The sequence below is a fragment of the Streptomyces ferrugineus genome (assembly GCF_015160855.1).
Classification (GTDB): domain Bacteria; phylum Actinomycetota; class Actinomycetes; order Streptomycetales; family Streptomycetaceae; genus Streptomyces; species Streptomyces ferrugineus.
Genome location: NZ_CP063373.1, coordinates 7294631 through 7317201, shown reverse-complemented (window position 1 = coordinate 7317201; position 22571 = coordinate 7294631). Strand labels below are relative to the sequence as shown.

The following is a 22571-nucleotide window of genomic DNA, read 5'->3' as shown; positions in this document are numbered from 1 at the left end:
CGCCTCCGCGTGACCGCTGTTGTCCGATGCTGTCTGAATAGAGATCGGCTGTGCTCAAGGACAGTACTGCCCTTCGATCGCCGTGACCGGAACTGTACGTCAAGAATCCGTTACGGCCGCCTGCACCCCAACCGTCCCGCCTGCACATCGCGGCACAACTGCCCATTACCTTCCGATTTTTGAAGTCAATCGTGACCTGACCACTCTTGACTGACCGAGAACCGGCTGGATTGGATCAGTGGAAGAGTTCTCCCAACCCCCTGAATCCGGAACGGGAACCGTGACTTCCACCGCTTCACGCAGCAGGTCCCTCAGGAACCATCCCGGCGCGGCCGCCGTCGCGCTCGCCGCCACGGCGGCGCTGCTGGCGGGATGTTCCTCCTCCGACGACAAGTCCGACCCGCTCGCCGGGGACGGGGCGAGCGGCGACACCGTCGTCGTCGGCTCGAACAACTTCGCCGAGTCCATCCTGCTCGCCGACATCTACGGCGAGGCCCTCAAGGCCAAGGGCATCAAGGTCACCTACAAGCCCAACATCGGCAGCCGTGAGACGACGTACGGCCTGCTCAGGAACGGCTCCATCACCGTCCTGCCGGAGTACAACGGCTCGCTGCTCGCCTACCTCGACCCCAAGGCGCGGCAGGAGTCGGCCGACGCCGTGAACGAGGCGGTCAAGGGCAAGCTGGACTCGAAGCTGACGCTGCTGGAGTCCTCGCCGGCCGAGAACAAGGACTCCGTCAGCATCAACGCCGAGACGGCGAAGGAGCACGGCCTGACCGCCGACTCCGGCCTCGAGGACCTCAAGGACATCGCCCCGGACCTGGTGCTCGGCGGCTCACCCGAGTTCCAGACCCGGCACCAGGGCCTGAAGGGCCTGGAGTCCGAGTACGGCCTGAAGTTCAAGTCGTTCAAGGCGCTGGACGCGGGCGGCCCGCTGACCCAGGCGGCGCTGACGAAGAACACCGTGCAGGCGGCGGACATCTTCACCACCGACCCGACCATCGCCAAGGAGGGCTTCGTCGTCCTGAAGGACCCGAAGAACCTGTTCGGCTTCGCCAACGTGACCCCGCTGGTCTACAAGAGCGGCCTCGACGAGGAGGGCGTCGACGCGCTCAACGCGGTCTCGGCCAAGCTGGACACCAAGACGCTCCTCGACCTGGACTCCCAGGTCCAGCTGGAGAACAAGGACCCGCTCGACGTGGCCAAGGCCTGGCTGAAGTCGGCCGGTCTGGGCTGACCTGCCGCTCAGTAGCCGACCTGGAAGGTGGCGTCCTGGCGCTCGGTGGTCGTGGAGACCGGATCGATGCGCAGGGCGTAGTCGTAGTGCCTGATGTAGCGCGTCGGGTTGTTGTACGAGCGGAACGAGGCCCAGGAGGCGTCCGCGAGCCCGGCCGTGCGGTAGAAGGTGGCGTCCCCGGCGAACGTCGACGTGCCGTCGTTCTCGTCGAGGCGCAGGGCGTAGCTGTAGTGCCGCAGGTACCGGGCCGGGTAGTTGACCGACTGGAACGAGACGCCGGAGGAGTCGGCGAGCCCCGGCACCAGCTTCCACTGCGAGTCGGGGAACGGGTCGAAGGGGTACGCGTCGATCCGGCCGGCGAAGCCGCTGTGCCGGACGTAGCGCGCCGGGTAGTTGTAGGACTTGAGCCGGTTCCAGGCCGGGGCGCCCCACCTGGCGACGAGGTTGTCGTACTCGGTCGACGTGATCGGGTGGATGCCGCAGTGCTTGGAGTTGAGCGGCTGGGTGTAGAGCCTCTGGTCCAGGGCCGTCCAGGTGCCGGCGGCCAGGTTGCTCGTCTGCCAGACGTAGAACACACCGTTCGGCGTGTAGGTGTCTCCCCAGAGGTACCAGGTGTTGCCGGTCAGTGACTTGACCACGGTGGGCGCCTCGGTGCCGCCGTGGTTCACCGCCGTGCTGAACGGGGTGAAGCTGCCGGGGGCCAGGCTCGTCGAGCGGGCGCCGACCAGGGTGCCGTTCCGCTTGAAGTACAGGTAGTTGACGCCGTTCACGCCGACGGTGAGGTTGCCGTCGATGACGTCGTAGCCGGGGTCGAAGAAGACCTGGGGGCTGGTCGTCGTACGGAAGTCGGTCGTGTAGCTGACCATGATGACGTTGTGGCCGCTGCTGTTCACCGACGAGTAGAGGATGCCGTACTGGCCGCGTGAGGCGTCCCAGAAGGCCTCCGGCGCCCAGCTGTGCGTGGTGGTCATGTCGTGCAGCTTCAGCAGCCGGTAGCCGGTGAAGGTGCGCAGGTCGGCGGAGTCCCAGACGTGGATGTGGACGCTGGTGCGGGTCCAGTCGGTGCCGCTCAGGTCGGTCGCGATGACGACGAACGTGCCGTCCTGCTTGCGCAGCAGGAACGGGTCGCGCAGGCCCTTGGCGCCGAGGGTGGGGGTGGCGACGGGGTTGTTCTGGTTGAGCGGCGTCCAGCGCAGGCCGTCGGTGCTGACGGCCAGATGGAGGTTGTAGTCGGCCTCCAGCATGGTGGTGGACTCGGTGAAGTAGACCATCGCGTACGCCGAGTCGGCGGCGTGGGCGGTTCCCGTGCCGAGGGTGAGGGCACCGGTCGCGGCGAGCGGGACGGTCGCGGCCATGCCGAGGAAGTGTCTGCGCGAGGGGTTCGACATGCGGCTCTCCAGGGGGTGGGGGCGGAGATGGTGGGTCGATATCTCGAACGTAGTTCGGTGAATCGACCAGAAAGTAGGAGAGCGCGGGTGGCGCGTCAATCACATGGCCGTCCTTGGCGGATTCCCGCCATCCGGCGCGGGCTCCGCCTCAACCCGCCTTGCGGGCGTCCGCGATGAGCTGGTCGATCAGGGCGATCAGCACATCCCGGCACGACTCGCGCTCCCGCGCGTCGCACAGCAGCACCCGCACATGCTCCGGCAGCGCGAGGGCGTCCCTGATGTCCTCGGCCGGGTAGGGGTGTTCGCCGTAGAAGCCGTTGACGCCGACGACGAAGGGAATCTCCCGGCGCTCGAAGAAGTCGATGGCCGCGAAGCTGGACTCCGGCCGGCGCACGTCGACCAGGACGACGGCGCCGAGCGCGCCGATCGCGAGGTCGTTCCACATGAACCAGAACCGCTGCTGTCCGGGCGTACCGAACAGGTACAGCACCAGCTCCCGGCTGATGGTGATCCGGCCGAAGTCCAACGCCACGGTCGTGGCGCGCTTGTGCTCGATGCCGTCGAGGTCGTCGACGCCGAGGCCCGCGGCGGTCAGGGGTTCCTCGGTGCGCAGCGGGGCGATCTCGCTGACCGACCCGACCATGGTGGTCTTGCCGACACCGAAGCCGCCGGCTATCAGGATCTTGACCGTGTCGGGCGGCGCTGCCGCGGCCACGGTGGTGTCAGAGCCGGCCAAGGCCGTCCCTCACTTTCTGCAACAGGTCCAGGTCCGGGGTGCGGGGGGTGACGGGGTGCGGCGGGTGGACGGTGATCAGGCCCGCCTCCAGCAGATCGCAGAGCATGATGGCGACCACGCTCACCGGCAGGTCGAGATGGGCCGCGAGCTCCGCCACGGCGATCGGCCGGGCACAGCGCCGCAGGATCCGCAGCTGCTCGGGCTGCGGCCGCGGTGCCCGCTCCGGCGGCGGGTCCACCGCCGTCACGGTGGTGATCAGGGTGAAGTCGCTGCGGCTCGGCCGGGTCCGTCCCCCGGTCAGCGTGAAGGGACGGACCAGCCGGCCCGCCGAATCGTCTCCGCCCACCTCACGCGCCAGGGCCGACATGCGCCCGCGGTGCCGCCGACAGGTGCTCGCCGATCTTCTTCACCAGCATGTTCATCTGGTACGCCACCACGCCGACGTCCGCGCCCTGATTGGTGAGGACGACGAGGTGGGCGCCGGGTCCGGCGGAGGTGAGGATCAGATAGCTGTTGGCCATCTCGATCAGCGCCTGGCGCACCGGTCCGCCCCGGAAGTCCATGCTGACGCCCTTGCTGAGGCTCATCAGTCCGGACGCGGTCGCCGCCAACCGCTCGGCGTCGTCGCGCAGGAACCCGGTGGACTTGCTCACCACCAGGCCGTCCTCGGAGAGCACCACGGCGTGGTTGACGTCGGCGACCCGCTCCACGAGTCCGGTGAGCAACTGGTCGAGCTGGGTGTCCGTGGCGGGGGTGGGGCGTGTCATGGCGATGTCCTTCATGAGCGGTCGGCGGGCGGAGTGGAGGACGTGGGAGAGGCGGCGGACGGGGCGGGGGCGGCCGTGGGCGGCTCCTCGTGGACGGCGTCGTCATGCGCCCGCCGACCGGCCGGGACCCTCAGGTCCGGGGCCTCGGGCGCGTCGGGGTCCTCGTCGTCGGCGTCGCGGGCCTGGAGCGTCCCCCGCTGGAAGCAGGCGAGGGAGGAGGCGGCGCGCTCCGCGGTGAAGTCGTCGGTGTCGCCGTCCTCTTCGGCGGGCTGGGCCTCCTCGCGCAGCTCGGCGGCCAGGCTGGTCTGCGGCACCCGCCGGGGGAGCGGGGACAGGCCGTCCAGGCGCGGTTCGGTGGCGGGCGCGCTGCGGGCCGGGGCGACCGGGCGGGACTCCCGTACCGGCTCCTCCGGTTCGGGCGCCCCGGCGTGCTCCACGTCGTCGCGCTCCGGCGCCGGCACGTCCCGCACCACGACGTCGTGCGGGATCAGCACGATCGCCGTCGTGCCGCCGTACGGCGAGGAGCGCAGCGTGACCGCGATGCCGTGCCGCCTGGCGAGCTGGGCGATCACGAACATGCCGAGCCTGAGGTCGTCGGCGAGCGCCACCACGTCGAACTGCGGGGGCTCGGACAACTGGGCGTTGAACGAGGCGTAGTCCTCCTCCGACATGCCGAGACCGCGGTCCTCGACCTCCACGGCCAGCCCCTTGGCCACCATCGCGGCCCGCACCCCGACCGGCGCCGGAGCGGGCGAGTACAGCGTGGCGTTCTCGATGAGCTCGGCCAGCAGATGGATGACGTCGGCCACCGCGGGCGGCGCCAGGTGCACCTCCTCCTCGGTGTGCACCTCCACCCGCTGGTACTCGGCGACCTCGCCCACGGCACTGCGCAGGATGTCGATCAGCGCGACCGGCTCGCTCCAACTGCGGCCGGGGCGCTCACCGCTGATGATGACGAGGTTCTCCTCGTAGCGGCGCAGCTGGCTGGCGGTGGAGTCCAGTTCGTACAGGCCCTTGAGCACCTCGGGGTCCTGGTGTGCGCGTTCCAGCGCGTCCAGCTTGGTGAGCTGGAGGTTGACCAGGTTCTGGCTCTGCCGGGCGATGCCCAGGATGACCTTCTGGAAGCCGCGCCGGGTGTCGGCGAGTTCGACGGCGGTGTGCACGGCGGTGCGCTGCGCGGTGTTGAACGCCTTGGCCACCTGACCGAGTTCGTCGTGCCCGTAGTCCAGCGGCGGGGTGGCCAGCTCCACGTCGACCGTCTCGCCCCGGTCCAGCCGGGCCACCACGTCGGGCAGCCGCTCCTGGGCGAGACCCAGCGTGGCCTCCCGCAGTCCGCGCAGCCGCCGGGACAGCGAGCGGGTGATCCGCCAGGACATCCCGACGCACAGCAGCAGCGCGAGCAGACCGCCCGCGCTCAGCGACGCGGCCTTGATCAGCAGGGCGCGCGCCTCGTCACCGCTGCGCTGCAGCAGCGCGGCCGTCTGCTGCCGGATCAGCACCCCGTACTCGTCCGAGACCTGGACCAGCGCCTTCCGCCACTCCCGCTGCGCGTCCGGTACGGCGATGTCGCCGCCGGCACCCGCCGACGCCCGCGCCGCGAGCACCCGGTCCTCGACGCGCTCCAGCGTCCGCCACTCGGGGCTGCGCAGGATCTTCTCGGTCTCCGTCTTCGCCTTCCCGGAAAGCGAGGGGAGGATCTGGTCCTCGACGAGCCAGCGCCGGGTGTTCACCAGCTCCGCGAAGTCGGTCCACGCCTTCTCGTCCATCTTCCGCTCCGGCGAGGCCAGCGTCAGCAGCGCGTCCTCCTGGGACATCAGCTCCGCCGCGTGCTCCAGGGAGACCAGCGGACCGGCCTGCGAGGTGAGATCGCCGTCGTCGACCTGGGAGAGCTCCTGGAAGGCGTGGATCTGGTCGTCGATGATCGACGTGTACTGCTCCAGTGCCTGTGCGGCGGGGATGTCGGTGGGGTTGTCCACCTGGGCCCGGTAGTACTCCAGGCTGCTCACCGACGCGACGACCGAGTACATCCGGTCCCTGACCCGGGCGGGGGCCCGCTGGATCTCGTCCGACTGCGAGAGCAGCTTGGCGACCGCCCTGTCGGTCTGGGCGCGCTGTGCGTCCAGCGCGGTGCGGGCCGGTTCCTGGCGGGTGGCGAGCCATACGGCCGAGAAGCTGCGCTCCCGCTGGAGGGCGAGCGTGGCCTCGGTGCCCATGGCGCCGGTCGACTTGCTCAGCCCGGTCTGCGAGCGCAGCCCCAGACCCTCCGAGAACATCTGGATCGTCGTCACGCTCCAGACGGCGGCGAGCGTGACGCTGGGCACCAGCGCCAGCAGGATCAGGGAGAGACGGATGGAGCCGAGGCGGCGCCGGGGACCTGTCCGTGGAGACATTGTCGTCCTAGGGCGATCAGCGGAGGGCGGGCGGGGACAGCGCGGAGGCGGAAGGGGACGGCGGGACGAGCGCCAGGGGTGTGTGCGGGTCCGGCACGTCACAGGGGGTGCGCAGGATGTTATCCGTACAAGTGAGCGTACGTGTCATACGTGACCGAATCTTTGGCGACACCGGCGTGGGAACTGTCCGGTCAGCGGGTTCCGTTGGCCGCGTACTTCGCGACCGAGGCGATGTTCGCCTTCGTGACGAACGCGGGGCCGGTGAGCACGGGTGCCTCGCCGCCGCCGAGGGTGTTGCCGTTCTTGCGGTACAGCCACAGCGAGTCCACCGCGAGATATCCCTGGAGGTACGGCTGCTGGTCCACGGCGAACTGCACGTCGCCGTCCTGGACCGCCTTGACCAGATCCGGGTTGAGATCGAACGTCGCGATGCGTGCCTTGGAGCGGGCCCGGTCGGCCGACTTCACCGCGGCCAGCGCGAACTGCGCGCCGTTGGTGACCACTTCGTCGATGCCCCGGTCCTGCGCCAGCCGGGCCTCGACGGTCGCGGTCACCGCGTCCATGTCGGTGCCGTCCACGTACAGGTTCTCGGTCTCGCCGTCGAACGCCTTCTTCACGCCGGCGCAGCGTGCCTCCAGGGCGACGTTGCCGCGCTCGTGGATGACGCACAGCGCGCGCTTGGCCTTGAGGTCGTCCAGCTTGTCGCCGACGGCGCGGCCCGCGACGCTCTCGTCCTGGCCGAAGTACTCCAGCAGGCCCGCGGACTTCCATTCGTCTATACCTGAGTTGAGGCCGACCACGGGTATGCCGGCCGCCCGGGCCTCGGCGACGGGACCCGCCATCGCGGCCGGCTTGGCCAGGGTCACCGCGATGCCGTCGACCTTCTGCCGGATCGCGTCCCGCACCAGCCCGGCCTGGCCCGCCGGGTCGTTGTCATCGGCGTAGCTCAGCTCGACGCCGTCCTTGGCGGCCGCCACCTGCGCCCCCTTGCGCACCAGCTCCCAGAAGGCGTCCCCCTCACCGCCGTGGGTGATCAGGGCGACCTTCATCCGTGCGCCGCCCGCCGCGTCCGCGCCGGACGCCTCGTCGGCACCGCCGACGGCGGAGCAGCCGGCCAGCAGCAGACAGGCGGCGGCCGTCAGGGCCGCGACACGGGTGGGGACGGGGGAGGGGGGTGGAGTCTTCATGAGGGTGCGGCACCTCGCTGTGCGGCCGAGCCGGGAACGAACGAGAGCACGGCCGACCCGAACGGGGAGTTCGCCGACGCGATGAACTCTCGCTGTGGCGGAGCCAATCGCGTGTGACCATGGGTAGTCAAGTGTGCAACCACACCGCGTAAGTCGTCGCTGCCACATCGTGATGAACCGCTGGCGGGACGGCGAACCGGAACGAGGTCCGCCGTACCGCTTGCGCCCGCAAACCTGGTCAACTCGGTTCGCGCGCGACGGCCCCGCTCCCGCCCCGGCTCCATAAGGTCCAGACCGGTGAAGAACTCCTACGGAGCGACCGCGGCTTCCTTCCTCCGCTGCCGTCGGCTGCGCCGGGGCTCCTGATCCGGCAGCCACCCGAACGTCAGACAGCTCCCGACCACACCCAGCAAGAGGCCCAGGAAGAACCCGCCCATATTCGATGTGACCCAGGTGCCGAGCGCGATCAGGACGCCGGTGATCGAATAGAACAGCCGCTGCGCCGGGTTGAACAGCACCAGCAAACCCAGCAACACCATCAGCCCCGGCAGCAGATACCCGGCCACGCCCTGCATGCCGACGTGCAGGACGACCTTCAGCGACGCCATCATGGTGAGCAGAATCCATGCCCCGCCCAGGGCGAGCAGCAGCCCGCCCCAGAACGGCCGGTCGGCCCGCCAGCGACGGAAGGCCGACCGGAAACCCGTCGGCCCGCTCACGGGCAACCCGAGCTGCTGAAGCGGAGCTTCAGACCGGGAAGCTTGAACACCGCGGCCGTCGTGGCGTAGTTGGTCTGCCGCAGATTGGCGATGCGTACGGTGTCCGACTGCTGGCTGAAGACCCCGATGGGTCCCTTGGGCGCGTTGTCCCCGGCCTTGGTCAGGGTGCTCGCGTCGTTGCCGATCTCGATGTTGCGGAACGCCGCGTCACCCGACAGCTCGGTCGAGTCGGTGGTCAGATCGGTCGCGCTGACCTTCTTCTCCCCGCCACCCGCGGTGATGAGCAGGTTCGTGCCGCCGAGATCGACGCTCTGACACAGCTTCGTGAGCGTTGCCTTCTTGATCACGGAGGTGACGACCAGCACCTGGCCGCCGGTGTCGCCCTCGTTGGGGCTGCCCGGCGCCATGTGGTCGAGGCCGCCGTACTGCTCGAAGCCCTCGCCTTTGAGCTCGCTCGCGGTGACCGTGAAGGGCATGCCGGAGATGGCGAACTGAACGCCCAGCGCGCCCTCGGCGGTGAGGACCGCGAGCGTGGCGGCGACCAGGGTGGCCGGCACCGCCATCACGGCGGCGCGGCGCGCCCGGACCCGCCCGCGTCTGGCGGGGACTTCGGGGGTTTCGGACACTTCGGACGCGGAACCGCTTTCCGGGTTCTCGGACAAGGCCATAAAACTGCTCCCATGTGCAGAAAGTGCGGGTAGGGCTTCAGCGGCACGTTGTCCTGGCGCGGACAGCGCCCACGGCGTACGCCTCCTTGCGACTCCCGGAGACCGCAAGGGCTTTCTCGTACTCCGCAGTAGCCAAGCCGGGAAGTTACCGGTGGTTACAGTCGAGGGTCAAGGCAGTTGTGTAAAAAGAGTGTTGATTGTGTTCCGCCTGTGGGGCGCGTGTACCCGGAGACCTCGGAAAGCCCGATTCGCCGTATCAACTCGCCTGAGAAACCTTGACGTTGACTGACCCTCAGGTCTACAACTTCCCCTGGCTCCCCCCTGGATCCGTGGCGCCGGATCCGCCGCCGCGCGGCCTCTGCCCGCGTTCCCGGACTGATGTCCTTCACATTTCCGCGAGTTCACTCCACAGCGCCGTCACGGTCGCTTCCCCCCTCGGCCCGTGTCGGCGGTACCCCGCCGTTGCCGGTCCGTGACGTACGGAGAAGGCGTCACGGGTCGGCAACGGCGCACACGGACTCGAGACACTCCAGCACCCCCACCCCCCACTCCACAGCCCCCTGAGCCCCAAGACCCTCAGGGCACACCCCATGCAACGAAAGACGAGGTACACCCGCATGCGCACTCGCACCCTCCTCACCCTCGCCGGCACCGTCGCCGCCCTCACCCTCCCCCTGGCCGGCCCCGCGTCCGCGGCCGACGGCACCGTCCTCACCACCGGCTCCGTCGGCGGTACGGCCGTCGCGGCCGGCGAGGTCCTCACCGCGCCGCTGGCGAGCGGCACCGCCGCCACCTTCTACTCCAGCGCGACCGGGACGAGCGGTATCTCCTGCACGTCGTCGCAGTTCACGGCCACCGTGACGGACAACCCCGGCGCGCCCGGGACCGCGACGGAGTCGGTCTCCGCGCACACCTTCGACGCCGCGAGCTGCACCACCAACGTGCTCGGCGTGCTCGGCGTCACCAGCATCACGGTCAACAACCTGCCCTACAGCGCGGCGGTGGCCTCCGACGGCACCGTCACCGTCACCCCGGCCGAGGGCTCCACCATCCAGACCACGGTGGTCCTGCGGACCCTGCTGGGCAGCATCAACTGCGTCTACCAGGCGCCCAGCCTGTCCGGCACGGCGAGCAACGACGACAACACCATCAACTTCAGCAGCGCACAGTTCACCAAGGTCTCCGGCTCGGGCCTCTGCTTCGCCAACGGCTACTTCACCGCGAAGTACGCCCCGGTGACCAGCGGCGGCGAGACGGTCTACGTCAACTGACGCCCCCCGCACCGGAGTTCACCTCCGGCGCAACCGCAGCGCCAGGGCGGCGCCCCCGGTGAGCACCAGCACCGCGGCGGCGCCGCCCGCCAGCAGCGGCGTCGACGGCCCGGTGTCCGCGGCCCCGGTGGATGCCACCGGGGTGCTGTCGCCCTGGGCGCGCGGGGTCCCGGCGCCGGCGGGCGTGGCGGCCGGGGGTGAGGCGTCGGCCGTGCGCCGCTCGCTCGCGCGCGGCTCGGTCGTCGGCGAAGGAGCGGCGGCCGTACGGTCGCCGTCGCGATCCGCGGTGGGCGACGCCGCGCTCCCGCCGCCTGCGTTCCCGGCGCTCGTGCCTGCCGGGAACACCACGTCCGAGCACGAGTAGTACGTGTCCGGCGTGCTGCTGTTCTGCCAGATCGTGAACAGCACATGCCGCCCGGAACGATCCGACGGCAGCTTCGCCCGGATCCGGTACGCCCCGTCCGTCAGCGCCGGGTCCGTCACCGCGGCGAACGGCTTCTCGGGAAGGTCGGACCAGGTCAGCGGCTTCGTCGGGTCGTAGCCGGGCTTGGTGAGATAGAGCCGGAAGGTGCCGGTGTGCGGGATCGTCGAGACGTACCGCATGGTCAGGGGGGCACCCGGGGTCAGCCGGGTCGACGGCCAGTCGGCGCGGGCGAGATCGAGGCCCCGGTAGGCGGGCAGCCCGCCGCTGCACAGCTTCCCGTCGGGGACGACCTGCCGGTCCCGGCCGTTCACCTGCGCGATCCGCAGATTGTCCCAGGCCGTGAAGGGCGCACCGTTCGACGCGACGGCGGCCCGGCACGCCGCCGACCCCGAAGCGCCGCCGCCCTCGGGGGAGCACGCGTACACCCTGCTCGTCGGATCCGTCGGCGCTCCGTGCGCATGCGCCGGACCCGCCGTCCCCACCGTGAGCAGCAACGGCGTGACGGCGGCGGCCGCCAGGGCGAAGCGATGCGATCTCTTCCAGGGCATCCGGGACATCCGGAACGTCTCCTCGGCCGGCGCGGGAACGGTCCTCGTCCAGTACGGGGGACGGACGCGGCGCGTTCACTGCCCGATAAAGCGGGCAGAGACCGTCATTACCGGTCAACCGCCCGACACAGAGGGGGGTGTTCCAGCCGGATCGAGGGTTTCCCCTGTATCCCGATGACCTTTTCTTTGCCTATCGTTCGACCACAGCCGACCCACAGGTAACCCCGAACGGGTCGTCGCTCGTGCCAGGCCGGCTCTCGCACCCCCGCACTTTCGACACACCCCCCGCCGCTTCGAGGACGAAGCGAAATCGTCCGCCGCTCCGCGCTGCCCGGAGTACGGCCGGTCCACGAAAGGCACTCCCCTTGCGTATCTCCACATCCCTCAGACGGAACCTGATATCCGTCGCCGCGGTCTCCGCCGCGCTCTTCACGGCCGCCACCACCTCGGTCGCCGTGGCCCAGGACGCCCCCACCCAGGAGGCCGCCGTCCCGACGGCGCAGACCGAGGCCGCCCCCGGCACCCCGGCCGAGCGCCTCATCGTCGGCTACAAGTCCGGCGCCGCCGAGGCCAGGTCGAACAAGGCCGCCGAGGCCGACGCCGCCGCCAAGGGCGAGAAGGCCGGCGAGAACGTCGACTTCCAGCGCCGCCTCGGCTCCGGCGCCGCCCTCGTCGACCTGGGCGCGAAGCTCACCAAGGCGGACGTCGCCGACGTCGTCGCCGAGTACCAGGCCGACCCGCAGGTCGCCTACGTCGTGCCGGACCGGCTGAACAAGCCGCTGGCCACGCCCAACGACACCGAGTACAGCAAGCAGTGGGACCTGTTCGAGTCCACCGCCGGCATGAACGTGCCCGCGGCCTGGGACGTCGCCACCGGCAGCGGCGTGACCGTCGCCGTCATCGACACCGGCTACGTCACCCACTCCGACCTCGGTGCCAACATCGTCGCGGGCTACGACTTCATCTCCGACGCGGCGGTCGCCGTCGACGGAGGCGGCCGTGACAGCAACCCGGCCGACCCGGGCGACTGGTACGCCGCGGGCGAGTGCGGCCAGGCCACGGGGCAGGGCTCCTCCTGGCACGGCACCCACGTCGCCGGCACCATCGCCGCCGTCACCGACAACAGCAAGGGCGTCGCGGGCATCGCGCACGGCGCGAAGGTCTCCCCGGTGCGCGTGCTCGGCAAGTGCGGCGGCTACGACTCCGACATCATCGACGCCATCACCTGGGCGTCCGGCGGCACGGTCTCCGGTGTCCCGGCCAACACCAACGTCGCCAAGGTCATCAACATGAGCCTCGGCGGTGGCGGCTCCTGCACCAGCGCCACCCAGAGCGCGATCAACGCCGCCGTCAACCGCGGCACCACGGTCGTCGTCGCGGCGGGCAACAGCAACGCCAACGCGGCCAACTACTCGCCGGCCGGCTGCAACAACGTGATCAGCGTGGCGGCCACCGACCGCCAGGGGAACCGCTCCTACTACTCCAACTTCGGCTCGGTCGTCGACATCGCCGCTCCGGGCGGGGAGACGAACTCCGTCACGGCCAACGGCATCCTGTCCACGCTGAACAGCGGCACCCAGGGCCCGTCGGGCGAGAACTACAAGCACTACCAGGGCACCAGCATGGCCGCCCCGCACATCGCGGGCCTCGCCGCGCTGATGAAGTCGGCGAACTCCTCGCTGACCCCGGCCCAGATCGAGTCCGCGATCAAGACCAACTCGCGTACTCTCTCCGGCTCCTGCTCGGGCGGCTGTGGCGCGGGCCTGGCGGACGCGGCCAAGACGGTGCAGGCGGTGAGCGGCTCGGGCGGCTCCACGGGGGGCACCACCTTCACCAGCACCTCCGCGGTCTCCATCCCGGACAACGGCTCCGCGATCGAGTCCCCGATCGCCGTCAGCGGCCGCGGCGGCAACGCCCCCTCGGCCCTCCAGGTCGGCGTGGACATCACCCACACCTGGCGCGGTGACCTGGTCATCGACCTCGTCGCTCCGGACGGTTCGACGTACCGTCTGAAGTCCGCCAGCTCCTCGGACTCCGCGGACGACGTCAGCGCCACCTACACGGTGAACGCCTCCGGCGAGGTCGCCAACGGCACCTGGAAGCTGCGTGTCCAGGACGTCGCGGCCCAGGACACGGGTCGGCTCAACAGCTGGAAGCTGACCTTCTGAGCGGACGCGCACCACAAGCGGGCGGGCCGGCCGATGCGGATGGGGCATCGGCCGGCCCGCCGTCATGTACTGCCGGGCGGCGGTTCGGCGCCCGCCCTGCCCTGGACCCCCTGGAAACCGACACTCCGGTCTGCGCCGTGCACACTCAGCGACGGGACAGGTCCAGCTCCGCCCGCTCCGCGTCCGCCTCGTCGATGGTGGCCAGCACGCGCAGCCCCCGGTCGGGACCGCGGTCGATGGCGGTGAGCAGTCCCGGCACCGCGATGCTCGGCAGGATGTGACCCCACAGAACCGAGATCCGCTCCGCCAGATCGTCCCGGTCGGTCAGCGCCCGGGACATCAGCTGAATGCCGGCGAAGGCGCCGACCAGCAGCTCCACCGTCTGCCTCGGCTCCACGGTGGGCAGCAACTCGCCCTGCGCACGGGCCTGTTCGAGAACGACGACCAGATGGTCCGCCCACTGCCGGAACGGGCCGGAGTGGTCGACGCCGGGCGGCGCGCACTGGTCCACCGCCAGCCGCACGCTGCCCTTGAGCAGCGAGTTGCTCAGCAGCCGCTGCCCGAACACGAAGGTGACGTCGACGATCTCCTGCAGCTTGCACGGCTGCGGCGGCACGGCTCCCAGGGAGAGTTGCTCGTCCAGCACGGCCTGGGCGAGGGATTCCTTCGAGGAGAAGTGGAAATACAGGGCGCCCTTGGTCACATCGGCCCGCTCCAGGACCATCGAGATGGTCGTCGCGGTGTAACCGTGCTCGTCGAAGACCGCGCCCGCGGCCTCCAGGATCAGCCTCCGCGTTCTGATGGCGCGCTCCTGCCTCGCCATAACAGCCCCTCCGTGTTGTTCCGGCCGCGCCGAGTCGAAACCTGCGCGCCCGGCGTACGCCGGAGCGGTTCGGGCAGGGCCGGGCGACCCCAGGCCGCATTGAAAACAAACCGGTCGGCTCGTACTCTAACGCTCGCGGCACGGGCACCTCGCCGTCTGTCAACGCACATACGGGGGACCCAAGGAGGGCACATGTCTGATCCGCGCCGGCTCGCCACCGCTCCGCTCGCCGACACCCCCGAGACGCCGTACGGCCTGACGGCCACCGTACCGCGCCAGCTGGTTCACCGGGCCTCGCTGGCGGAAACGTTTCTCACTGGTGTCACCAGCGTCGACACCGACCGGTTCACCGTCTTCGCCGAGTGGCCGCGCGCTCATCAGTTACACGTGTCGCCGGACCGGTCGGCGTACGAACCCCTGCTCGTCGCGGAAACCGTCCGTCAGGCCGGAGCGCTTCTCGCGCACACCGCCTACGAAGTCCCGCTGGGCCATCAGTTCGTGCTCAGGGAGCTGCGGTTCACCACCCGCCCCGAACTGCTGGCCGTCGGCACGGCCCCCGCTGAACCGGTGCTGCGGATCACCGTCACCGACATCGACCACCGAGGCGGCCGCCCGGCCGGATTCCGCTACGAGACCGACGTATGGCTCGACGGCGAGCGCGTCGCGACCGCGCACCTGGGTGTGACCTGGACGAGCGCGGCTGTCTACCGCCGGCTGCGGGGTGGCCGCACCGCAGCCACCGTGTCCCCGGGGCCGGTTCCGCTCGGCCTGCCGCCCGCCGCCGTGGACCGCGCCCTGCCCGCGGACGTCGTCCTGGCCCCGGCCGGGCCCCTCGAACGCTGGCAGCTCCGAGTCGATACCGCGCATGCTGTTTTCTTCGACCATCCGCTGGACCATGTGCCCGGGATGCTCCTGCTGGAGGCCGCCCGTCAGGCGACACGCGTCCAGCGGGGGAGCGGCGGGCGAACTCCCGCCTCCTTCCACGCCGTCTTCCACCGCTACGCCGAACTCGACCTGCCCACCTGGATAGAGGCGGCCGACAAGGCGGACGCGAACGCCGACGACCGGTATGACGTACAAGTCGTGGGACGGCAGGGGGAGTCGACGGTGTTCGAGTGCGAGGTGGGCACTGTGGCCCGGTGAGTTATCGTGTACAGGGAGTAAGAAACAAACGGCATGACCCGTTCTTTTCCCGTCCTCAGGAGATCCAGCCGATGGCGAGGCAGTTACGCGCGGAACAGACCCGCACCACGATCCTCACGGCCGCAGCCGAGCTGTTCGACCGTCACGGCTATGAATCGACCAGCCTCAGCGACATCGTCGAGCACGCACAGGTCACCAAGGGGGCGCTGTACTTCCACTTCGCCGCGAAGGAGGACCTGGCGCAGGCGATCATGGAACTGCAGTCCAGAGCCTCCCGGCAGGTGGCGAGCGAGATGGACGCACGGGGCCACACCGCACTGGAGACGCTGATACGCACGACGTTCGGCATCACCCGCCTCGCCGTCGAGGGCCCGGTCACCCGGGCCGGCCTGCGCCTGGCCACCGGGGGAGTGGTGATACGACCGCCCCTGCGGCACCCCTTCACCGAGCTGCTGGACATCTCCACCCGCAAACTCCACGGCGCCGCCAAGGAGTCCGACATCCACCCGGACGTCGACGCCGACGCCGCGGCCCACGCCCTCGTCTGCTTCTTCGTCGGCACCCGGGTCGTCGGCCGCTCCCTCGAACCCGTCGCCCGCCAGCCCCGCAGGGTCGCCGAGATGTGGCACCTCATGATCCGCGGCCTGGTCCCCGTGCCCCGCCGGGCCCGCTATCTCGCGCTCGCGACACAGCTGGAGCGGGAGATCAAGGCCGCATGACACGGGCGGTACGGTGAGGCGCATGCCCGAGAGGTCCGACACCCCGCCCGCGCCCGTGCTCCTCGGGAACGAACCCGGCTCGTTCCCGCACAGCGTGCTCGCCGAACGGCATCCCGCGATCATCCGACAGGTGCGGGAGGCCTTCCCGTACGACCCCGACCGGCACCGCGCCCTGGACGCGCTCCTCGCGAGCTGCACCGAGGGCGTGATCGAGCCGCTCCCCGCCGACGCGCACGACCGGGACCGCTGGACGGCGTGGGGCGCCGAGAAGTACACCGGCCGCTCCTGGTTCGACGTACCGTGGCTGTGGTCGGAGAGCTACTTCTACCGCCAACTCCTCCAAGCCGTCGGCTACTTCACCCCGGGCCCCTGGCAGGGCATCGACCCCTTCCGCCCCTCCAAGCTGGCCGAACTCGACGCCCAGGAGACGGACGAGGAGCTGTCCGCCCTCGACGCCCTCACCGACCGGCCCGTCCCCGAGCAGGACCGGGCGCTGCTGCACGGCTCGCTCTGGGGCAACCGCGCGGACCTCGGCTTCCGGCTGTCCGCCGCACACGACGAGACCTCCTCGGACACCCCGCCCCTGGTGGCCGACGACAGCGAGACCCTCTGGTCCCTGCTCCCGCCCACCGGCTCGGCCACCCTGTGCCTGATCGCCGACAACGCGGGCCGCGAACTCGTCCCCGACCTGCTCCTCATCGCCCACCTCCTCACCCAGGGGCGCATCGCACGGGCCGTCCTGCACATCAAGCCGTATCCGTACTACGTCTCCGACGCCACCCACGCCGACGTCCTCGACGCCCTGCGCAGGCTGACGACGGCACCGGGCGCCGCCGCGAGGTACGGTCACACGCTCTGGTCGGCGATGACGGACGGCCGCCTCACCGTCCGCGCGCACCCCTTCGCCGCCGCCCCGCTGCCGTACGCGGCCATGCCCGCCGACCTCCGCGCGGAGCCGGCCGCCGCCACCCTGACCATCGTCAAGGGCGATCTCAACTACCGCCGCCTCGTCGGAGACCGACTCTGGCCGGCGACCACGCCGTTCACCGAAGTCACCACGCACTTCCCCGGCCCGGTCGCCGCCCTGCGCACCCTGAAGTCCGACGTGATCACCGGCCTGGACGCCGGCACGGAGGCGGCGCTGGTGGCGGCGGAGGACCAGAAGTGGCGGACCGGCGGGACGCATGCGCTGATCCAGGTGCGCAGGTGACCCCGTCGGCCGGGCTCAAGTGATCCGCATCGGCAGCGACTTGAGCCCGTTGATGAAGTTCGACACCAGCCGCTTGGGCGGCCCCGCCGCGCGCAGGGCCGGCAGCATCCGCAAGGTCTCCCGGTAGAGCACCCGCAACTGCAACCGAGCGAAGTGCGCGCCCAGACAGACGTGCGGGCCGTCGCCGAAGGACACATGCGGATTGGGCGAGCGGGACAGGTCCAGCCGGTCCGGGGCGGTGAAGACGCGTTCGTCGCGGTTGGCGGAGGCGTGGAAGACGACGACCTTGTCACCCGCGCGGATACGCCGCCCGGCCAGCTCCGTGTCCTCGGCGGCGGTGCGGCGGAAGGTGAGGACGGGAGGATGCCAGCGCAGCAACTCATCGACGGCGGAGTCGAGTTGGACGCGGCCTTCGCGCAGGCACGCGTACGCCTCCGGGTGCTCGGCCAGCGCCAGCAGCCCGCCCGGCGCCGCGCTGCGGACGGTGTCGTTGCCCGCGACGGTGAGCAGGAAGAAGAACATCTCCAGCTCCGGGCCGGCGAGTTCGGCGTCGTGGGCGAGAGTGGTCATCACGTCGTCGGCCGGGTAGCGCCGCTTGTGGGCGGCCAGTTGGCGGGCGTAGTCGAACATGTCCCGCAGCATCGCGGGCGAGCGCGGATTGACCGGCCGGCCCTCCGCGTCCCGCACCTGGGGACCGGACTCGTCGGGGTCCTGGTAGCCGATGACCCGCTGCGTCCAGTGCAGCAGCAGCCCGCGGTCGGCCTCCGGCACGCCGAGCAGGTCGGCGAGGTTGAGCAGGGCGTAGTCGTCGGTCACGGCGGTGACCAGGTCCACGGTGCCGTCCTGCGCGCGGGCCGCGTCCAGGGCGTGCGCGAGGAGCGTATGCGCCCGCGCCTGCGCGAGCCCGGCGAAACGGTCGACGCGTCCGGGAGTGAAGGCCCGGCTGACCAGTCGCCGCAACCGACCGTGCCCCGGCGGGTCCTGATTGAGCATCATGCGGCGGATGAACGGCAGATCGTCCGGGTCGGGGTCGCGGATCTGGGTCGCGCCGATGTGCGAGGAGTACGTCGCCGAGTCCTTGAGCACCCGCACGACGTCCGCGTGCCGGGTCACCGCCCAGAATCCCGGCCCGGCCGGCCAGCCCAGCACCTCGTGCTCGTCCTGCCGGGCCACGGGATGGTGATCGCGCAGGACGCGGTAGGCGTCGTGGGGCACGCCGGTGGCGTACTGCCGGGGGTCGAAGACATCGGGGACGGGGGAAGCGTCGTGAACGGTGGGGGAGGAGGTCATGTGAACCAACGTGGCGTATATCGGTGAAGACCGACAGATCGGCGCGTCGGGCTGATGCGCTGAGGGCTGGTGCGGACGTGCCGGATGCAGTGCTGTATGTGGTGATCATGACAAATTCTTGCTAGTCATGGCGGCATGCCGTTACGTCAATCGCGCTCGGGAACGAGGACCGCTGCGGCCGCCGCCACCCTCATGCTGGTGGCGGTCACGGCCTGCGGCGACGACGGGGACTCCTCGTCCGGGGCCGACGGCCGGGAGACCGTACGGGTGGCGGCCCTGCCCCTGATCGACTGTGCCGCCCTCTACATCGCGCAGGACCGGGGCCTGTTCGAGAAGGAGGGGCTCGACGTCCGCATCCAGCAGATCCAGCAGAGCCTCCAGGCGCTGCCCGCCCTGGCCAAGGGCCAGATCGACATGGTCGCCAGTGCGAACTACGTGACCTATCTCCAGGCCCATGAGAAGGGCACCCTCGACATCCGGATCGTCGCCGAGGCGATCAGGGCGGCGCCGCGCATGATGGATGTGCTGGTGTCCGAGGACTCGGACATCAAGAGCATCGCCGACCTCGCGGGCAAGAAGCTCGCCGTCAACGTGCTGAACAACGTCCAGTCGCTCACCTTCAACGAGATCCTGGAGAGGCAGGGCGTCGACCGGCCCGTCTACCGGGCGATCCCCTTCCCGCAGATGGGCGCGGCGCTGGACAAGGGGCAGGTCGACGCCGTGCACGCGGTCGAGCCCTACGACAACGCCATTCAGGACGACTTGAAGGCCCGGGTCCTCATCGACGGCTCGTCCCCGCCGGTGGAGTCGATCCCGCTGAGCGGCTACGTCAGCACGAGCAAGTACGTGGACGGCAACGGCAAGACCCTGGCCGCGTTCCGGCGGGCTCTCAAGGCGGCCGTGGAGATCGCCGAGAAGGACGCGTCCGCAGTCCGCGGCATGCTGCCGACGTACACCAAGGTGACCGAGGAACAGGCCGAGTCGATCGACCTGCCCGTCTTCCCACCCACCGTGGACGCCGCGCAGCTCACCCGGCTCACCGACCTCATGAAGAAACAGGGGATGCTGAAGAAGCCGATCGACCCCGCGACGCTGATCGTCAAGTGACACGGCGGCGTGCGGACGTGAAGGCCCGCCAGGAACAACTCGCACTGGGAGCTCTGGGAGTACTGCTGGCCGTCGGCGCCTGCGAGGCGGTCTCCCGCGCCGGGTTCGTACGGCGCAGCCATCTTCCGCCCGCGTCGGACGTCCTCGCGCGAGCCGCGGAACTGGCGGGCGACTCCGTCTTCCTGGACGGCATCGCCGCCACGCTGCGCGCCTGGGCGCTCGGTCTCGGCCTGGCCATCGCCATCGCCGTACCGATCGGCCTGGTCCTCGGGAGCGTGCCGGTCGTCGACGCCGCCGTACGGGCGATCGTCGAGTTCCTGCGCCCGTTGCCGTCCGTCGCCCTGATCCCCCTGGTCTCACTGCTGCTCGGCTCGGGCACCGAGACCAAGGTGGCCCTCGTGACGTACGCGTCGGTCTGGCCGATCCTCTTCAACACCGTCTACGGCCTCGGCGAGACCGATCCCCTGGCCAAGGACACCCTCCGCGCCTTCGGCTTCGGCCGCCTCTCCGTACTGCTGCGCGTCGAACTCCCGGGCACGGCCCCCTTCATCGCGACCGGCATCCGCATCTCGGCCGCGGTCGCCCTCATCCTGGCCGTCGCCACGGAGATCCTCTCCGGCTTCGGCGAGGGCCTGGGCATCTTCATCGCCCAGGCGGGCCTGGCGACCGACGGCACGCGGGACGTGCTGGCGGGGGTGGTGTGGGCGGGGGCTCTCGGGCTGGTCATCAACGGGGTGCTGGTGTGGGGGGAGCGGAGGTTGTTCCCGTGGACGCCGGGGCGGCGGGGCGTGGCGCGGTGAGGAGGGCTGATGAACCGGCCTGACGCGGCCGACGAGTCCCCCGCCCAAGGAACGCCTGTCGCGAACCGGAGCGGCCAGGCCACGCACCGCCCCCGCACCCTGGCCTTCATCCCCATCCCCATCCCCACCTCCATACCCATACCCATTCCCACCCGCGCCGTCGTACGCCACGCTCTGCTCCGCTGGCTCGTGCTCGCTCTCGCCGTGGCTGTATGGCAGTTGGTCGCCGGTGCCCATGGCAGCGTGTACTTCCCGCCGCCTGCCGAGATCGCGCGGCACGCCGTCGATCTCTGGTTCTCGGGCCCCGCCCGGCACGTCTTCCTCACCGAGGCGGCCGTCGCCGACATCCTGCCCAGCCTCGGCCGCATGGCCGCGGGGTTCGGGATCGCCGCCGTCGCCGGGATCGCGCTCGGTGTCGCCATCGGCCGCTCGCGGCGGGTGTACGCCCTGTGCGACCCGGTACTGCAGTTCGCCCGCGCCGTGCCGCCGCCCGCGCTGGTCCCCGTCTTCGTCGTGATCTTCGACTTCGGTACGCCGATGCAGATCGCGTCGATCGTCTTCAGCGCCGTCTGGCCGGTGCTGATCAACACGGCCGAGGGCGCCCGCGACACCGCCCCCCTGCGGATCGAGGTCGCCGCCGTCCTGCGCCTCACTCCCGCCGAACGGCTCCGCTTCCTGATCCTCCCGTCCGCGCTGCCCCGCATCTTCGCCGGCCTGCGCCTGAGCCTGTCCCTCTCCCTCATCCTCATGGTGTTCTCGGAACTGCTCCCGGGCAGCGCCAACGGCATCGGCTTCACGCTCACCGACGCCCAGTCCCGCTCCGACCTGCTCACCGTCTGGGCGGCACTGGTCCTGCTGGGCGCCCTCGGCCACCTCCTCAACACGGCCCTGCTGGCGGTCGAGAAGCGACTGGTCGGCAAGGAGAGGACGACGACCGTATGACCCCCACACCCCGTACGCCCCCTATCACCTCCGCCCAGGGACAGCCATGCTCCGCCTAGCCGCGGTCGGCCAGCACTACGGCGACCACCAGGTCCTGCACGACGTCACCCTCACCGTGCCGGACGGCCAACTCCTGTGTGTCGTGGGCCCGTCCGGCTGCGGCAAGTCCACGCTCCTGCGCACCATCGCCGGACTGCTGCCCGTGTACGACGGCACGATCACGCTGGACGACACCCCCGTACGGGGCGTCCCCGACAACCTGGCCGTGGTCTTCCAGGACTACGCCCGCTCCCTCTACCCCTGGCTCACGGTCCGCGAGAACGTGGCCCTCCCGCTGCGCCGCAGGGGCCTGCCGCGAGCGGAGCGCCGGGCCGAGGCCGACCGCATCCTGGCCCGCGTCGGCCTCACCGACACGGCCCGCCGCCACCCCTGGCAGCTCTCCGGCGGGATGCAGCAACGTGTTGCGATCGCCCGCGCCCTGGTCTGCCGCCCCTCCCTGCTCCTCATGGACGAGCCCTTCGGCTCCCTCGACGCCCAGACCCGCGAGGACCTGGAGGACCTCCTCCTCGAGGTCCACCGCACGGACGGCGCGACGATCGTCTTCGTCACCCACGACATCGACGAGAGCGTGTACCTGGGCGACCGCATCGTTGTCCTCTCTGCAGGACCAGGTGCCAAGGTCGTCCTGGACCTGCCGGTAGAACTCCCCGCCACCCGGGACCAGATCACGACCCGGGGCCTGTCGGAGTTCGTCGCGCTGAGGTCGGAGGTGGGACGGGCGGTGCGCAACAGATAGCACGGACCGGGCCGACATCAACCAGCCCGCCCGGAACGTCGACCCGTACCGCTCAGCCCGTCCGGTGTTCGGGGGCAAGGTCACGCCGTCCCCAGCCCCCACCCACCCGCAGGGGGGCGCACCTTCCAGCGCCGGCCCGCATCAGTCAGCCCGTCCGGCGTTTGAGGACAAGGCCCCTTAAGGGCCGGAGCGGGGGTCTGGGGGCGCAGCCCCCAGAGGCGCCCGGGGTCGTAGGGGC

21 protein-coding genes are annotated in these 22571 nt (G+C 70.5%); 10 read left to right on the top strand and 11 right to left on the bottom strand.

Annotated elements, in window-relative coordinates; genetic code table 11:
* The first annotated feature begins 280 nt into the window (after positions 1 to 280).
* Positions 281 to 1237, top strand: a complete 957-nt coding sequence (locus IM697_RS32745; RefSeq protein WP_194039703.1) for an ABC transporter substrate-binding protein — start codon at positions 281 to 283, stop codon at positions 1235 to 1237.
* 8 nt (positions 1238 to 1245) lie between these two features.
* On the opposite strand, the gene IM697_RS32740 is transcribed toward IM697_RS32745, so the two are convergent.
* The 8 genes from IM697_RS32740 to IM697_RS32705 form a co-directional block, all read right to left on the bottom strand.
* Positions 1246 to 2625, bottom strand: coding sequence for a glycoside hydrolase family 43 protein (locus IM697_RS32740; RefSeq protein WP_194039702.1), 1380 nt, complete (start codon positions 2623 to 2625; stop codon positions 1246 to 1248).
* A gap of 148 nt (positions 2626 to 2773) precedes the next feature.
* Complete coding sequence (locus tag IM697_RS32735; RefSeq protein WP_194039701.1) at positions 2774 to 3361, bottom strand: GTP-binding protein; 588 nt, start codon at positions 3359 to 3361, stop codon at positions 2774 to 2776.
* The gene (locus IM697_RS32730) at positions 3348 to 3728 is read right to left on the bottom strand and encodes a DUF742 domain-containing protein (protein ID WP_407699561.1); all 381 of its coding nucleotides are present in this window, start codon (positions 3726 to 3728) and stop codon (positions 3348 to 3350) included. The genes IM697_RS32735 and IM697_RS32730 overlap by 14 nt, the downstream gene beginning before the upstream one ends.
* Entirely contained in the window at positions 3709 to 4128 is a 420-nt protein-coding gene (locus tag IM697_RS32725) for a roadblock/LC7 domain-containing protein (RefSeq protein ID WP_147997842.1), read from the bottom strand. Before IM697_RS32725 ends, IM697_RS32730 begins: the two co-directional genes overlap by 20 nt.
* Positions 4129 to 4139: 11 nt before the next feature.
* Positions 4140 to 6518, bottom strand: coding sequence for a sensor histidine kinase (locus IM697_RS32720; RefSeq protein ID WP_194039700.1), 2379 nt, complete (start codon positions 6516 to 6518; stop codon positions 4140 to 4142).
* 191 nt (positions 6519 to 6709) lie between these two features.
* Positions 6710 to 7705 (bottom strand): substrate-binding domain-containing protein, encoded by a 996-nt coding sequence (locus IM697_RS32715; protein WP_194039699.1) that lies wholly within the window; start codon positions 7703 to 7705, stop codon positions 6710 to 6712.
* A gap of 308 nt (positions 7706 to 8013) precedes the next feature.
* Positions 8014 to 8424 carry a DUF6114 domain-containing protein gene (locus IM697_RS32710; protein ID WP_407699560.1) on the bottom strand — a complete coding sequence of 137 codons (411 nt, stop codon included), beginning with the start codon at positions 8422 to 8424 and terminating at the stop codon, positions 8014 to 8016.
* Positions 8421 to 9092: a DUF6230 family protein gene (locus tag IM697_RS32705; protein ID WP_194039697.1), complete on the bottom strand. Its 672-nt coding sequence runs from the start codon at positions 9090 to 9092 to the stop codon at positions 8421 to 8423. Before IM697_RS32705 ends, IM697_RS32710 begins: the two co-directional genes overlap by 4 nt.
* 617 nt (positions 9093 to 9709) lie before the next feature.
* On the opposite strand from IM697_RS32705, the gene IM697_RS32700 reads away from it, so the two are divergent.
* The gene (locus IM697_RS32700) at positions 9710 to 10363 is read left to right on the top strand and encodes a Tat pathway signal sequence domain protein (protein ID WP_194039696.1); all 654 of its coding nucleotides are present in this window, start codon (positions 9710 to 9712) and stop codon (positions 10361 to 10363) included.
* A gap of 18 nt (positions 10364 to 10381) precedes the next feature.
* Here IM697_RS32700 and IM697_RS32695 read toward each other — a convergent pair whose 3' ends face one another.
* Positions 10382 to 11335, bottom strand: coding sequence for a lytic polysaccharide monooxygenase auxiliary activity family 9 protein (locus IM697_RS32695; protein WP_194049979.1), 954 nt, complete (start codon positions 11333 to 11335; stop codon positions 10382 to 10384).
* Between the two features lie 365 nt (positions 11336 to 11700).
* Here IM697_RS32695 and IM697_RS32690 point away from each other — a divergent pair, with 365 nt between their 5' ends.
* Positions 11701 to 13503 (top strand): S8 family peptidase, encoded by a 1803-nt coding sequence (locus IM697_RS32690; RefSeq protein WP_194039695.1) that lies wholly within the window; start codon positions 11701 to 11703, stop codon positions 13501 to 13503.
* Between the two features lie 145 nt (positions 13504 to 13648).
* Here the strand turns inward: IM697_RS32690 and IM697_RS32685 are convergent, their stop codons facing one another.
* A complete protein-coding gene (locus IM697_RS32685) occupies positions 13649 to 14326 on the bottom strand; it encodes a ScbR family autoregulator-binding transcription factor (RefSeq protein WP_194039694.1) in 678 nt (225 codons plus the stop codon).
* A gap of 192 nt (positions 14327 to 14518) precedes the next feature.
* On the opposite strand from IM697_RS32685, the gene IM697_RS32680 reads away from it, so the two are divergent.
* The 3 genes from IM697_RS32680 to IM697_RS32670 all read left to right on the top strand — a co-directional run bounded on the left by IM697_RS32680 (position 14519) and on the right by IM697_RS32670 (position 17398).
* Positions 14519 to 15469, top strand: coding sequence for a ScbA/BarX family gamma-butyrolactone biosynthesis protein (locus IM697_RS32680; protein WP_194039693.1), 951 nt, complete (start codon positions 14519 to 14521; stop codon positions 15467 to 15469).
* Between the two features lie 71 nt (positions 15470 to 15540).
* Positions 15541 to 16188 (top strand): ScbR family autoregulator-binding transcription factor, encoded by a 648-nt coding sequence (locus IM697_RS32675; RefSeq protein WP_194039692.1) that lies wholly within the window; start codon positions 15541 to 15543, stop codon positions 16186 to 16188.
* 22 nt (positions 16189 to 16210) lie between these two features.
* Positions 16211 to 17398 carry a damage-control phosphatase ARMT1 family protein gene (locus IM697_RS32670; RefSeq protein WP_194039691.1) on the top strand — a complete coding sequence of 396 codons (1188 nt, stop codon included), beginning with the start codon at positions 16211 to 16213 and terminating at the stop codon, positions 17396 to 17398.
* A gap of 15 nt (positions 17399 to 17413) precedes the next feature.
* On the opposite strand, the gene IM697_RS32665 is transcribed toward IM697_RS32670, so the two are convergent.
* Positions 17414 to 18688, bottom strand: coding sequence for a cytochrome P450 (locus IM697_RS32665; protein ID WP_194039690.1), 1275 nt, complete (start codon positions 18686 to 18688; stop codon positions 17414 to 17416).
* Between the two features lie 192 nt (positions 18689 to 18880).
* Between IM697_RS32665 and IM697_RS32660 the strand changes: the two genes are divergently transcribed.
* The 4 genes from IM697_RS32660 to IM697_RS32645 are packed head-to-tail and all read left to right on the top strand — an operon-like array spanning position 18881 to position 22333.
* Positions 18881 to 19795 carry an ABC transporter substrate-binding protein gene (locus IM697_RS32660; RefSeq protein ID WP_228045053.1) on the top strand — a complete coding sequence of 305 codons (915 nt, stop codon included), beginning with the start codon at positions 18881 to 18883 and terminating at the stop codon, positions 19793 to 19795.
* Positions 19792 to 20595 carry an ABC transporter permease gene (locus tag IM697_RS32655; RefSeq protein ID WP_228044269.1) on the top strand — a complete coding sequence of 268 codons (804 nt, stop codon included), beginning with the start codon at positions 19792 to 19794 and terminating at the stop codon, positions 20593 to 20595. The genes IM697_RS32660 and IM697_RS32655 overlap by 4 nt, the downstream gene beginning before the upstream one ends.
* Before the next feature lie 9 nt (positions 20596 to 20604).
* Positions 20605 to 21537 (top strand): ABC transporter permease, encoded by a 933-nt coding sequence (locus tag IM697_RS32650; protein WP_194039688.1) that lies wholly within the window; start codon positions 20605 to 20607, stop codon positions 21535 to 21537.
* A 46-nt stretch (positions 21538 to 21583) separates the two neighbouring features.
* Positions 21584 to 22333, top strand: coding sequence for an ABC transporter ATP-binding protein (locus IM697_RS32645; RefSeq protein ID WP_194039687.1), 750 nt, complete (start codon positions 21584 to 21586; stop codon positions 22331 to 22333).
* The last annotated feature ends 238 nt before the right edge of the window (positions 22334 to 22571 follow it).

Bases quoted from the DNA above. Each gene is read 5' to 3' on its own strand.
- IM697_RS32680 (WP_194039693.1), top strand. From the start codon at position 14,519: ATGTCTGATCCGCGCCGGCTCGCCACCGCTCCGCTCGCCGACACCCCC.
- IM697_RS32730 (WP_407699561.1), bottom strand. From the start codon at position 3,728: ATGTCGGCCCTGGCGCGTGAGGTGGGCGGAGACGATTCGGCGGGCCGG.
- IM697_RS32695 (WP_194049979.1), bottom strand. From the start codon at position 11,335: ATGCCCTGGAAGAGATCGCATCGCTTCGCCCTGGCGGCCGCCGCCGTC.
- IM697_RS32705 (WP_194039697.1), bottom strand. From the start codon at position 9,092: ATGGCCTTGTCCGAGAACCCGGAAAGCGGTTCCGCGTCCGAAGTGTCC.
- IM697_RS32685 (WP_194039694.1), bottom strand. From the start codon at position 14,326: ATGGCGAGGCAGGAGCGCGCCATCAGAACGCGGAGGCTGATCCTGGAG.
- IM697_RS32715 (WP_194039699.1), bottom strand. From the start codon at position 7,705: ATGAAGACTCCACCCCCCTCCCCCGTCCCCACCCGTGTCGCGGCCCTG.
- IM697_RS32675 (WP_194039692.1), top strand. From the start codon at position 15,541: ATGGCGAGGCAGTTACGCGCGGAACAGACCCGCACCACGATCCTCACG.
- IM697_RS32725 (WP_147997842.1), bottom strand. From the start codon at position 4,128: ATGACACGCCCCACCCCCGCCACGGACACCCAGCTCGACCAGTTGCTC.
- IM697_RS32740 (WP_194039702.1), bottom strand. From the start codon at position 2,625: ATGTCGAACCCCTCGCGCAGACACTTCCTCGGCATGGCCGCGACCGTC.
- IM697_RS32660 (WP_228045053.1), top strand. From the start codon at position 18,881: ATGCTGGTGGCGGTCACGGCCTGCGGCGACGACGGGGACTCCTCGTCC.
- IM697_RS32670 (WP_194039691.1), top strand. From the start codon at position 16,211: ATGCCCGAGAGGTCCGACACCCCGCCCGCGCCCGTGCTCCTCGGGAAC.
- IM697_RS32720 (WP_194039700.1), bottom strand. From the start codon at position 6,518: ATGTCTCCACGGACAGGTCCCCGGCGCCGCCTCGGCTCCATCCGTCTC.
- IM697_RS32650 (WP_194039688.1), top strand. From the start codon at position 20,605: ATGAACCGGCCTGACGCGGCCGACGAGTCCCCCGCCCAAGGAACGCCT.
- IM697_RS32700 (WP_194039696.1), top strand. From the start codon at position 9,710: ATGCGCACTCGCACCCTCCTCACCCTCGCCGGCACCGTCGCCGCCCTC.
- IM697_RS32665 (WP_194039690.1), bottom strand. From the start codon at position 18,688: ATGACCTCCTCCCCCACCGTTCACGACGCTTCCCCCGTCCCCGATGTC.
- IM697_RS32645 (WP_194039687.1), top strand. From the start codon at position 21,584: ATGCTCCGCCTAGCCGCGGTCGGCCAGCACTACGGCGACCACCAGGTC.